Source organism: Verrucomicrobiota bacterium (genome assembly GCA_016200005.1).
Classification (GTDB): domain Bacteria; phylum Verrucomicrobiota; class Verrucomicrobiia; order Limisphaerales; family PALSA-1396; genus PALSA-1396.
In genome coordinates this window covers 102461-114923 of the sequence record JACQFP010000047.1, presented here as the reverse complement: position 1 = coordinate 114923, position 12463 = coordinate 102461, and the positions used below count along the sequence as shown (strand labels likewise).

The 12463-nt window shown below is 53.8% G+C and carries 5 protein-coding genes; 3 read left to right on the top strand and 2 right to left on the bottom strand.

Annotation, left to right across the window (positions count from 1 at the left end):
* Positions 1-11: 11 nt before the first annotated feature.
* Together HY298_16950 and HY298_16945 are read right to left on the bottom strand one after the other, a co-directional pair.
* Entirely contained in the window at positions 12-5114 is a 5103-nt protein-coding gene (locus tag HY298_16950; protein MBI3851947.1) for an RHS repeat-associated core domain-containing protein, read from the bottom strand.
* 95 nt (positions 5115-5209) lie between these two features.
* Positions 5210-8233 (bottom strand): hypothetical protein, encoded by a 3024-nt coding sequence (locus HY298_16945; protein MBI3851946.1) that lies wholly within the window; start codon positions 8231-8233, stop codon positions 5210-5212.
* A 230-nt stretch (positions 8234-8463) separates the two neighbouring features.
* Between HY298_16945 and HY298_16940 the strand changes: the two genes are divergently transcribed.
* The 3 genes from HY298_16940 to glnD all read left to right on the top strand — a co-directional run bounded on the left by HY298_16940 (position 8464) and on the right by glnD (position 12463).
* Positions 8464-8685, top strand: a complete 222-nt coding sequence (locus tag HY298_16940; GenBank protein ID MBI3851945.1) for a helix-turn-helix transcriptional regulator — start codon at positions 8464-8466, stop codon at positions 8683-8685.
* A gap of 212 nt (positions 8686-8897) precedes the next feature.
* On the top strand, positions 8898-9269 hold the full coding sequence (locus tag HY298_16935) for a hypothetical protein (protein MBI3851944.1): 372 nt from the start codon (positions 8898-8900) through the stop codon (positions 9267-9269).
* Positions 9270-9691: 422 nt separating this feature from the next.
* Entirely contained in the window at positions 9692-12463 is a 2772-nt protein-coding gene (gene glnD / locus HY298_16930) for a [protein-PII] uridylyltransferase (GenBank protein ID MBI3851943.1), read from the top strand.

The window sequence follows — 12463 nt, the reverse complement described above, 5'->3', positions numbered from 1 at the left end:
AGAGGTGACATCTACCAACAGATCCCATTTGGATAGTAATTCTTAATAGATTTATCACCTTCCCACCACTGCTCCATGCCTTTCTTGAAATGCTTCTTATACTTTGGATCTCGTTTGATAATCTTCCGAGTCTTGGAATCGAATTCAAAATAGAAGGTACTGAGTAGCTTCAACTCCTTGCATTTATCGCGACAAATCGCCACAGCAGTAAATTCAAAAACATACCCCCCACCTTCAGGAGAATCTTGGTATGAATTGGGAACGCCTGGTTTGTCCGGTGTCATTTGCGGCGGTAGCGGGCATTTAACCCCTTTCGGATGGCGCCCATATGGATCGGTTGGGGCGTCAACAGTAGGTGATTGTCCGAACAAGCTCTTTTGACTTACAATCTGGTAAAGTATGATCTTGCCCTCAGAGCACTCACCATCATCCGGTTTATAAACAACGGAGAATCCGGCTGGTTCTTTAGCACGCGGGTTAATTCCAGGCCGGTTCAAATCAAGATCATCGTTGTAAATCTCCCACGTTCCAAAACCGAAAAGATCGATAAACGACGTTGGCGAGTTCAACAGAAAGGCGTACAAGTTGACACCGCCATTCTCGGCAATTGGATCCCTATTTAGCCAGCGATGCAGTTCAGGAATGTAAATGCGGAACTTGTAATGCAAGAAGCCCGTGTCCCAATCGTAGATTTGGCTCGAAAACCAAATGGGATTCACAAAGGTCTTTGTTCCGCTCGCGGACAACGGATTGCCGAAAGGATCGTAGAGATATTTCCCAACCTGAAATTGATTCGTGTTTATCAGCATCGTCACGTTTCCGTTCCCGTCCGCGTGATAGTAACTATGCTCCGGGTTCAGAACGGAATTCTCCGTCATCGCCAGCAACCCGCCGATGCCGCCCGCTCCCTGCAAACTGCCACTTAAATCCAGTCCGCGTGTGAGGGTCAGCCTGGGCAGATTGTTAGCGTCCCGCTCCTGAATGACGACATCGAGGTCCCAAACAAAATGGATCTCATTAGTTTGCGCCCAGGCGCCGCCCTGCCACGTAAATTCCTTGCGAACGCGCAGCCGCATCTTCCCGTCGTAGAGGTATTCCTTCTTGAAAGCGTTGGTCACTGTGACGCGCATCAACTGATTCTCATCGTCGTACTCGAGGCCGCGTTTGCCATCGGAAAGAAGATTTCCGTTGAGATCGTAAGTGTAGCTATTTGTCGCGGGTAGATTGACTGTGATACTGTTGGTGTCTTTGCGGTTGTAGGTGTCCTGCGCTATGGCGGTGTAGGTGTTGTTGCCATTCGTCACCGTAAATCCCGCCTTCGCAAACGTGTTGTCCAGATAGAGCGTCGCCGTCTGGCTGTTCACGGTGACATTCGTAGCCGCACTGGTGGTCGTGCCGGCTACCGTAAGCGTGCCGCTGTTTGTGGCAGTGGTAAGTTCGTTTAGGTTGTTCACGTTGAACGCTTGCACCAGCGCGTTGTTCGTGCGGCAGTTCAGGTTATGCGCCGCATCGTAGGCGTAGCCAAGCTGTTCCTGCAACCGATTCGTGGTGCCACCGGACTCTTTTCCAAAGGCAGTTTTCAACTGCCCGATACCATCGTATGTATAATCCACGTAATTACTCGCCGTGAATGTTTGCTTTGTCCTTTGATTGCCCGAGTTGTTCAGGTACTCATGCGAGTTGAGAACGCTGTTGCCGCTGTTCTTTAAATACGTGCCGGTGAGTCGGGCGACGCTGTCGAAGGTGTTGGTGATGTAAGCGCCATTGGGAAGCGTAAGTCTTTTAATTAGGGAACTCGCAGAGCTCGTCCCTCCGAGCGTGTAACCAAAGGCTCCGGCTGGTGAGGTGATGTTCGTCATCCGATTAGCACTGTCGTAACCATAACTCTGGGTCCACGCTGAAGCGTTGGGTGCAAGTATTGTCAACCCGCTACGCCGCCGTCCGCTGTCGTAACTGTAGCTCACGGTGTCATTGGCCCAGGGGCCGTCCTCGCTCAACAACTGGCCGATGGTGTTATACGTATAAACGCTCGTCCCCACCGCGTCCACCATATTCGTCAGCCGATTCAGGGCGTCGTATTGGAGCGTGATGTCCGGGCTTACGTTGTAATCGATATTCGTCAGGCTCCCGACTGCGTCGTATTTGTAAACCGTGTTGCCTTTGGCAATGCTCCAACGATTGGTCAAACGGTTGCCCGGATCGTAGGAATAAACGAACAGGATGTTGCTTGCGGCGTCCACCTTGTTGCTCATGCGTCCGTAGATGTCATAAGTCCAAGTGGTGGTCTGACTCTTGCCATCCGTCAGCGCCAGCCGATCACCCGCGGCGTTGTAAGCAAATTGGGTCACTTCGCTGTTGGCGTTGGTCTCATAAGTTTTTCTCCCCGCAACGTCATAGACATACCGTGTTACCTGATTCAACTGGTTGGTGTAGGCAACCAGCCCGTTAGTCGTGTAGCCAAACTTCTCCACGCCGCCGTCTGGATACGTGCGGGTCAATGTGCGACCCAAAGCATCATAGGTCGTGTCGATACTGACACCGTTGGCATCGATCGAGTTGGTTGCGCGATCCTCAAGATCAAGACTGAGTTTGGTCGTCTGGCCGAATGCGTTGCTGACGCTGAATTGCAAACCTTGATTGTTAAACCAGTTGGTGACGCTGACTCCGGCGCTGTCGATCACGTTGGTCACCTGACCGATCAAATTGTAACGATTGGTCACGGCGTAACCGTCAGGATAAACCGTTGCCGATTGCCGCCCGATATTATCGTAGTAGAAGTACGTGTAATTGCCCGCAGCATCCCGCACCGAATCCAGCGAGCCGCAGGTGCAATAACTGTAAAGTGTGTAATTGCCCAGGGCGTTGGTCTCCGCAGTTTTGCGCCGCATGGAATCGTAGCCAAAAGAATTGGTGAAACCCATGCGATCAACTACCCGAACGAGATCGAGATTGTTATAGATGTTCGTTATGAACGTGCCGTCGGGATAAGTGACTTTGATCAGCCGTTGCAAATTGTCCCAGGTGTTGGTGATCGTCAGGCCGCGCTCATCGGTCTGCGAATAGACGAGGCCGTTCGCGTATGTGAACGAGTTGGTCCGGTTGATTTCCAGATCGATGGTTTTGGCCAAAGTTCCGTCGCTGTTGTAGAGGTTCGTCGTCGTCAGGCCGCTGGGGCGTTTGATGCTGGTGACGCGGTTGCTGCTGTCGTAAGTATAGATCGTCATTTCGTTGAGCGCGTTGAGGTTCGTCAACACCTGGTGATTGGCGTTGAAATAATTGCTGGAAACCTGGGTGCCGTCCGCGCTGATATGCGTGAGTACATCGATATTGTTACTCGCATAAGTGAACGTGTTCGTGCGCTGGCCGACCGTTCCGTCCGGTTTGGTGTAGGTGTCCACTTGACTCGTGACAGCGCCCCAGTCATTGCGCTCGGTACGCGCAAAGGAAGTAGTTCCATCCGGCAATACACGCGCGACAAACAATGGAAGGATTTGTGTACCTTGGTAGGCACTGTTGGTCTTGCCTGCATGGTCGTACCAGGTTTTCTGCCCTTCAGTCGTGCCGGCACTATCAGGGCTTGGCTCTCGCGTCAGCGAGAGCGTTGGCCCCATTGAATTCGTGGTGGCCTTCAACCAATGTTGCATCCGCGCTTTGAAGAAATCGTTGCTGGTGAAGCCCGAGATGTTCGTGGTGGACAAAGCCGCGTACTGCCTGGCGTCCCAGTGAAAGCTGTTGCGCAGATTCAAATCGGCGTTATCGAATGTGTTTGTAAACGGGGAGGTGACGGGCACGTCATTGGTCGCGTAGGAAACCGGCAGCGCGGCGGAATTGGTGTAGAGGTAGAGTTGTTTGGCGCCATTGGGCTCAGTCACCAGGACGGACCGGCCAATCGGAGCGGCATCAGTGGCATCGGTGATCTGAAAACTCGTTGTGCCATAGGGCGTGGTCAGGTTCGTGACCCAGCCATTGGCATCGTAAGAGAAAGAAGAGGAAATTCCGACGACATCGGTGATGTTCGTCAAAAATCCGTTGGTGTCGTATGCATAAGAGTTGGTGCGGCCAAAGGCGTCCACGACCTGGCTGATCAGGTTGGTGCTGTAGCTGTTGGTGGAAACGTAATAAATCGAATTGGTCCGGCCATCGCCATCCACAACGTTCTGAAGGCGGATGACCGGATCGCCGCCCGGCGTGTAACTGTAATAGTTTAATTTGGTTTTTTGTGACTGGGCGTTCCATCGCTCGGACAGGAATGCCCGGACAAAACCGCCACCGCCGTTTGTGACTACGAATCCATATACGTCTTTGCTGCCGTCCTGATAGGCGAGGCTAAAACCATTGGTTGTATCGCCCGTGAGCCGCGTGTTGGTAAGGTAATCATTCGTGCCTTGGAAGGTTATCTGCCGGCCGTTTGGAAAATGAACCACGTTATTGCCATAGACGTCTTGAATGACAAACGAAAACCAGGGGAAATTCCACTTTCGCCCGACACTGAACTTGGATGGATTTTGCCCGGTAACATCCTCGTGTTGTTTGTACCCAAGGTCGAGCGCAACTCGCGGTCCACTGGCTGGTTGGTAACCCAGCGGCTCGTCCTTCAGCCAGAAGGTAATATAAGGCTCAGTAACACCCCAGCGCGGCATTCCCGAACAGGTTTCGCAGTTTTCGCAAGGTGGCGGTGGGCCAGGAGCCGGAGGCGTTGGTGCATTCGTGGAACACGCATCGAAATTCACGGCGTAGCTCCCGCCCCCGTTGTCGCCCATTTCAGCGGACTGCTGCGTTAGCACATACTGAGAGCCGTCCCATTGGTAAAAGGATGCAGTGTAGGAAGCCTTGAACACGTCATCAACGGGATAGATTTTGCAGCCTGCTGGTGATGAAAAAATAAGGGCGGTCGTTGAATGACCATTTGTGGTTGTTCCATAATCATAACCTGACCAAAATAAATGGTTTGTCTGGCCACCGTTACAATAGCCATTAAGGTGTTGCCAGGTCTGGTAAACCTCCCAGTGGTAACGACAGCCGTTTCCTTGGAAACTGATGGTAACGTAGACGTCCGTCGCCAGGATATTCGCGGCGAAGAGAAGGCCGCAAAAAATTGTTAAGAGCCGTTTCATTAAGCAGGAATCAGGAAAAGCGCGACGGGTGCCACATTTGTTTGTTAAGAACAGTAAGAGAGCGATCATGGTTTTCATGAGTGGTAAAGTTTAGTTTAAGGGATGGTGCTGCCATTCCGTGGCCGGGTAATAAGGACCTTGAGACCTAAATCTGTGGCGCTTTGCCAGTCGGTTTCGCCGGAATTGACGGTGCCGTTGCCGTTGGCGTCTTCCAGATAATCGGGCATACCGTCGCTATCGGTGTCGATGGGCACGCCGTTCGTCACTGCCACATAATGAAAACCAATATCGACGGTGGAACTGGCCTCCTTCACTTGATTGGTCGTGACAGTGTAATGGTAGAGGCCCACCCAGCCGGCGTTGGTCACGCTGCCGGCGTTGATGAGCGATGAATTGGTTGGTTGATAAAAATCGCCCAAAGGCCCCGATTGGTAACCCAGAGCGTTGGTCAATACGATGTCGTTTACATTCGTCGGACTGATCCGGTTCGTGGAATTGATGTAGGCGTTGTAGCCGTTGGTGCAGGTAGCGGCAGGTCCAATCCAGCATGTATCGAAGACGTTGTTAAACGCATTCCAGACGCAACCGGCGGGCTGAACCAGGATTATTTTCGACGGCAATCCGACGAAGAGGTTATTGGAGAGGCTCAAACTCGAATTGGTAAAGGAACCCGAGGCACTGAACGATGAACGATAAAACAGATTGTTGTTAACAATTACGGTGGTTGAATTGCCACCGCTGAAAGTGTTGGCGCCACCCCAAATCTGACAATCCTGGACAAACAAGTTGCTATAGAGCCAGTTCGGAGCACCGTCGTATAACTGCGTGCCGCCATTGGCGGGCGCTGAAAAATTGGAGAACCTGAACGAAGCGGCTTGATGAACGGCTCCCGTATGGTACGGGTTTACGGTCACGGCGGAAGATGGGGTGTAAGCACCCAGCGCCACGGGCTGTTCTTGCACCAACTGATAGCGCACAAACCAATTGGGGAGAAGCGGCGTTCCCACCGAGATGATCGCGCTGCCGTCCTGCAGCCAGATACCATTGTCATTGTAACAGGCGATGGCAGCCCCGTTGCTTATAGTCAACGTGGCGTTGGTGACGGTGTATACCCAAGTGATGAAATCAATGGGGTCGAAATGAAAACCCAAATCTGGCGTGTCCGTGTCCCGCTGTGCTTGAGGAACGAGCGTGGTATCCACTGAAACCGTGTTCGTCAGCAGAATCGGCGGATAAGTGGTCTTTTTCTTCAACTCAGCCAGCAGACTGGCCGTGATGTTGGTCGTCCCGGCGTTGCGATACGGGCTGTTGTCGGCCAGATAGTGACTGCCCGCGCCGACGGTTTGGAAAATGTTACCGGGGTCCGTTGCAAAGTACGCCGTGTTGTTAGTGCCGTAGTACATGTTACCCCAATTGGTCACGCCTACCAGCAGGCCATTGGTCCAGTATCCATAGCTGCCGTCGCCCGCCTGGACCGAACCGAGCGTGTTGCATCCGTGGACCGTTACATTCCGGCTTTTGAGGTAGATATACTGGCCTGAAATAAAAGTGTCACACGCATAACCAAGCACATTATTGAGATTTACGTTGCTCTCGTAATCCATACAGAAGACGTCGGTCCCTTCGGCATAGAGCGGATACCGACATTTGACGAATTGGACATTGGTCAAGTTGAGCCAGCCACTGCAGCGGTGGTAAAAATAAAGGGCGTAGGAAGCATACGCCAGGCGCACATTACTTAACGAGTTGGAACTGCTGGTGATATACAATCCATTACCATAGTAATTGGTCGGGCTGCCGGTGCTGCCCGTGATGGTTTCGCCAACCGTATTATCATCCTTGGCGGTGAAGATTGCGGGCCGGTAGGCACTGGTCTGGCATTGGATCGCGCCGTTAATGGTGATTTTAGCCACTGACGTGTTCGTGAATTTCACCACGGCGCCTCCTTCAATTTTCGTCGTGCCACTCAACGTGACGGCCCCGCTGACGTAATACGTCGTATCGCCTTGGAAAACTTGATTCGTGGCGCTGCTGACGATGGTATAATCCAAAATAAAACCTGGCTGTTTGCTGACATCGACTTTGGCCAATTGAATGGTGTTGGTCGTGGGTTGAGATAACCGTGACGGCGGAAGCAGACGGCGCGTAGAGGCACGGCGCGTGTTGGCGTCGGTCGAAGCGAAATTCTTGACTCGCGGACTTGCGGCGACCGCCAGCAACTTCAACTGCGGTTCAATTTTCTGCCAGGGCACCTCCTCGACCAAAAACGAGCGGTTCTCCAAGACTTGCCAGTTCTTAAAAACTGGGAGCGCTGGTTGTTCCGCCGCTGGATTACCGACCAAAAAACCTTTGCCCGCAATCATCCGCATGGTTCCAAACCGCAACACGGAATCGGACAATCTATCGTTGGGACTGATGCTTTCCGATTCCTTTTCCGGCGCGACGGTGTCAAAGAACTCCGTGAGCAACTGGATTCTGCAGGACTCAGGTCGAAGGCCGAACTGTTCGGGGGTCACCGGCAAGGGCTTGCGAAACACCAGATCAGCTTCAAATCCAGACTTCGTAAACGTCAGGATCACGTCGGCATGGATGCCATCGGTAAACGTGTCCGGAAAGATTATCTGATTCTTCGACGGCAAGAGATAACCCATGGAGTCCTTCAGTTCACCAATAAGAACGCTCTTTTGACCGTCAAAAAAACTCAGCATCGTCGGGCGGCTGCGCAGGATCGTTCCTTCGGGCGTGGTCAAAGTAATCACTCCATTGTAAAGGCTGGGCGGGAAAAAAACCGTGTGTTGCGCCTTGCGCGCCACCGCGCCGGTGCCGCCCGGCAGCAGTTCCACGGTCTCCTCTGAGGGCAGCCACTCGCCGGAATTGGGGTCCTGATAATTTAAACCGGTTTCAATCTGGGTCACGACATTGGTCGTGGCGCTGACTTCGTGATCATCGTTGGTTGACCACGTGACCCGCTGGAGCAGTTGCGAGTTCGCTTCGCGTGCAGCAATAGTGAAGCTCGCTGGTTGGTCAAAAGCCGCGTCACTCGATGGCACTGGTTGGGCAGCCAACCGCAAAAGTGACAGCAGAAGCAACAGTGTAGCGAAGGGAGGGGAAGTTTTCATAAGTTTGTTTTCATTCGTGGCGAGTCCAGCCGTTGCAAACCAGAAGCGCTGTGAAGCGCCACTTTGAAGATGAATCCGAGCAAAAGTTTACCTGTGGGAACCTCGGCGAGAAAAGCGATGGAGGTCATCGCAACGCAGGCATATTCATCCTATGCCAGAACAATGCAAGAGAAAAATGATACCTATTAGAATCTGTTCACTCCCGGCCCGCCTTGCTTCGCTTTTCCGAAATCGTGGTTACGCAAAAAGACCGAAAGCTCCTGGGTGAGGGGATTCGCAAGCACCGCAAACTGGAAGGTTTGACTCAAGAAAAGTTGGCCGAACGAGTTGATCTCAATCCCGTTTATGTCGGTCAGATTGAGCGAGGTTATAAAGTGCCCACAGTGGACGTGCTCTTGAGAATCGCCAGAGCTTTGAAGGTACGATTGCGTGACCTTGTGGCTGATATTTGAGCGCACTTTCCTGCAGGCTAACGGCCGCATCGGGTGATGGGAAAACGCCCTATTTAGAAAACGAACTGCGCTGATGAGATAAATTGATGCGAGGACATTGGATTTTTCAGATTGCGACTGCAATTTGCGAAAATAAAAGCAGAGTTCGCCACTGGCGTTCCTGGGTGGCGGGTTCAAAACAAAAAGACAAACGATCAACCAAAGGATGAATCATGGCACACACCTTCACTGAAACCACGGGCATCATGCAAGCGGTCGTCGCCTACATGCAGGACGCCAATAACACTGCTGCGTTGGCGGCAAAGAACTTTGATGTCGGCCCGCACCTGACTCGCTTGCAGACCAAGCTCGCCTCGATGAGCCAGCTCAATACGGAACAAGAGCAACTCAAAGTGAATTTGGGAAATAAGACAAAGGCATTGGACGCTGCGTCCACCGACGGCTACACCGATACCAGTGGCGTGATTGATGCCATGATGGGAATGCTCGGAAAAAGCAGCATTGAGGCGAAGAATCTCCAGACCATCCGCAGCCGGATTCGGCAAGGCGGTGGTCCAACACCTCCCGGCCCAACTCCCCCGTAATCCGGGGTGAAAAAGCGACAGTCGAAATTCGTAAATAGCTCATTTTGAGCATAATACATAATTTCTCTGCCGGAAGCCCCACTTTCTACGCTTAGAAACTGTTCTTCCAAGCGTAGAAACTCAATTTCCACGCCGGGAGAGCTTCTTCCAACGTTTGAAGTGCGACTTCTACGGTGCGAAGCCCTTCCTCTGGCCTCAGAAACCCGGCTTCCAAGCCGGGAAAACCTTCCTCCCGACTTGGAAACCGGTCTTCCACGCTTGGAAGCGCGCCTCCCGCATTTGAAGCCGAAGTTCCAAGCTTAGAAGAACGGCCTTCTGGAGGTGTTAAAGGCGCCGCGAAGCAAAGCAACAAGGCAGTATCTTCTCGCCGAAATTGCCTGACGCTTGCGTTCAAAGAAACTTCCCCACAAACTTAGATTCGGATGCAAACGTTACTCGCCAAAATTGAATCGGATGCAGCGGTGCGGCTGCCATTGCCCGCCGGTCGTCAACCGGCGCAGGAACTGGCGCGCTACAAGACTTTTCTCAAGGTGGAAACCCACCGCCTGAAGATGCTGCATCGCGCCGGCACCAAAGGGCGTGACATCTGTCGAGCGCGCGCGGAGATCATCGACGTGCTGATCCGTTATTTGTGGAACGCCGCCAAGAGCAGCCTCTCGGCGCAGGCGCAGAAGGAGTTTCCGCCGCTGGCAATCGTGGCCATTGGCGGTTATGGCCGCGCGGAATTGAATCCGCAGAGCGACATCGATTTCATGTTTCTCCAGGATGGCCAGGTCGTCGCGGGCAGCAAACCACTGCCTCACCTCGCAAAAATAATCGATGGCATTCTCTATCCGTTGTGGGACATCGGCCTGAAGGTCGGTCATTCCGTCCGGAGCATTGAGGATTGCGTCAAGGTCGCCAACAGCGACATGCAATCCAAGACCTCGCTCATCGAAGCACGGCTCATCACCGGCGACGAAGCCCTCTTCAACAAATTTCAGAAAACGGTGTTCGCGAAATGCGTGGAGGGCCAGGAAGACAAATACATCACCGAGCGGTTGGATGACCAGGCCGGTCGCCACGCCAAGTTCGGCAACTCCGCCTGCATGCAGGAGCCGAACATCAAGAACGGCTGCGGTGGGCTGCGCGATCATCAAAACCTGCTTTGGATGGCGTATTTCAAATACCGCACCCGCTCATTGAAGGAATTGCAGCAACGGGAACTCATCAGCGACGGCGAACGGAAACAGCTCGAAGCGGCCTACGATTTTTTGCTGCGCGTCCGCACTGAACTTCATTATCACGTCGAACGTCCGGCTGATGTGCTCACCAAGAATTTGCAACCCGCCATTGCCCACAACCTCGGATACACGGACCGCGCGCCCAGCAAACGGCTGGAGAAATTCATGCGGGACGTTTACACGCACGCCCGGAACATTTACCTCATCAACCGCACCCTGGAGCAGCGCCTGGCGTTGTTGCCGCCGCCCAAGCGCCTCCAGTTTCTGCGCGGGTTTATCCCCGGACGCCCCGCGAGCCAGCCGGTGGTGGATGGGTTCAAGTTCCTCGACGGTTACATCCATCCGGGTTCGCTGCGCATTTTTCGCGACCAACCCCGCCGGCTCATGCGGGTTTTTCTTCACGCGCAACAACGCAACATCAGGTTGCATCCCGACATGGCGCAGCTCATCCGCAATCAGCTTTCGCTGGTCGATAAAACGTTTTTGACCGACGAACATGTGCGCGAAACCTTCCTCGCCATCCTCAATCAGCGTGGCAACGTGGCGCCCGTTCTGCGCGCCATGCACGATGTCGGGTTGCTCGGAAAATACATTCCTGAGTTCGGCAAATTGACCTGCCTGGTCCAGCACGAGTTCTACCACCAATACACCGCCGACGAGCACACGCTGGTTTGCCTGGAAAAACTCGACCGAATCTGGGAAGCGAAAGATCCACCCTACAAGAACTACGCGCCGATGTTCCAAAGCCTGGAACGCCCGTTCGTGCTCTATCTGGCGCTGCTGCTGCACGACACCGGCAAGGCCGACGGCCACGGCAAACACTCCGAAGTCGGCGGCAAACTCGCGGTTCGCGTGGCCAAACGGCTCGGCCTGGACACGGCCACCACGGAAACTTTGCGACGGGTCATTGAACACCATTTGTTGATGACCATGATCTCCCAGCGACGCGACCTGGAAGACCGGACAGTGATTCGCCAATTCGCCAAGCAGGTGCAAACCCCCGAAACGCTGACGTTGCTCACGCTCCATACCTTCGTTGATTCCCTGGCCACGAGCGACAAGCTCTGGAATGGCTTCAAGGATTCGCTGCTGTGGACGCTGCACTTGAAAACGATGCCGCTGCTGCTGGGCGGCACCGAGTTTCTGCGCGCCGAGGAAAAACAGCGCGAGCGGCTGGCCGAAGAAGTGCGCCAGTGGTTGCCACCGCATTTGAGCGATGAGGAATTGCAGGCGCACTTCGCCAATCTGCCGCCGCGCTACTTTCAAATTCATACCGTCAAGGAAATCGTGGACGACCTCCTGCTGGCGCATCGCTTCATGCGTCTGCAAATTGGCGAGGAGGAGAGCGCGCTCGAGCCGGTCGTCAACTGGCACAACGAGCCGGACCGCGGGTACAGCGCGGTGAAACTCTGCACTTGGGACCGCGCGGGCCTGTTCAGCAACATCGCCGGCTCGTTCAGCGCCTGCGGCCTGAACATCCTCAGCGCCCAGATTTTCACGCGCGACGACGGCATCGTGCTGGATACTTTTTACGTCACCAATGCGCGGACGGGTTTGCTGGCCGAAGAACCGGAACGGACAAACTTTGAAAGCCTGCTCTTGAAAGTGCTGACCGGCGGCGAAGTTGATTTTCACGCGCTCATCGAGCGACATCGCATCAGCCGGCCGCTCTACGAATCGCTGGAAGGGGAACACATCCCCACGCGGATCCACATCGACAACGACGCTTCCGAAAGCAGCACCGTGATCGAAATCGAAACCGAAGACCGCCTTGGACTGCTTTTTGTCATCTCGCAAACGGTGACGGAACTCGACCTGGACATTTCCGTCGCCAAGATCTGCACCGAAAAAGGCGCGGCGATTGACACGTTTTACGTGGCCGAGAGCGACGGGCAAAAAATTCATGGGGCCGAACGGCAGAAAGTTGTAGAACGAAAGCTCCGCGCTGCCATCGCGGGTCTTGGCGTTTAG

What these genes read in the sequence shown, in the direction of transcription:
- HY298_16950 (MBI3851947.1), bottom strand. Translation starts at nt 5,114, where the DNA reads ATGAAACGGCTCTTAACAATTTTTTGCGGCCTTCTCTTCGCCGCGAAT.
- glnD (MBI3851943.1), top strand. Translation starts at nt 9,692, where the DNA reads ATGCAAACGTTACTCGCCAAAATTGAATCGGATGCAGCGGTGCGGCTG.
- HY298_16935 (MBI3851944.1), top strand. Translation starts at nt 8,898, where the DNA reads ATGGCACACACCTTCACTGAAACCACGGGCATCATGCAAGCGGTCGTC.
- HY298_16945 (MBI3851946.1), bottom strand. Translation starts at nt 8,233, where the DNA reads ATGAAAACTTCCCCTCCCTTCGCTACACTGTTGCTTCTGCTGTCACTT.